General features: G+C 32.8%; 1 protein-coding gene. It reads left to right on the top strand.

The window, feature by feature from the left end; all coding sequences use genetic code 11:
- Positions 1-22 precede the first annotated feature (22 nt).
- A complete protein-coding gene (locus tag AZI32_RS18680; RefSeq protein ID WP_061997197.1) occupies positions 23-463 on the top strand; it encodes a hypothetical protein in 441 nt (146 codons plus the stop codon).
- Positions 464-552 lie beyond the last annotated feature (89 nt).

Raw genomic sequence — 552 nt, 5'->3', positions numbered from 1 at the left:
GGATAATAAATATATATATCCTATGCCTTATGTTAATCCTATGATATATATGAACCCTTACATGATGAATCAACCTAATTGTCAAAATGCTAAAAAACAACCTAGTACTGATAATCAAGCTGATCAGTTACAAAATCCTTATCAAAATAATACTATGATGTATATGAACCCTTATATGATGAATCCTATGATGAGTGGTGGTATAGATCCTAATATGCTTATGCAAATGTACATGCAAATGATGCAGATGATGCAAATGATGGGTTGTATGCCAAATATGAATCCTATGGGGAATCCTAGTATGGATAACTTAATGCAGGATTCTATGGGAGGAGGCTATCCAGACCCTTCAAAACAACAAATGGGTGGTATGCCTATGATGATGCCTATGATGGGTTGTATGCCTGGTATGCCCGGCATGCCTAATATAAACATAGAAGAATTCGATGAAGAGGAAATGTAAATTTATAATAAGGGAAATTTTTTTAAATTTTATGTATAAAGTTTAAAGATTGAGCTAATACTATTAATGTATTCCTCATAATATTCCCC

The organism is Clostridium sp. ATCC 25772, from assembly GCF_001573875.1.
GTDB classification, from domain to species: Bacteria; Bacillota; Clostridia; order Clostridiales; family Clostridiaceae; genus Clostridium_J; species Clostridium_J senegalense.
This window is presented reverse-complemented; position numbering and strand designations above follow the sequence as displayed.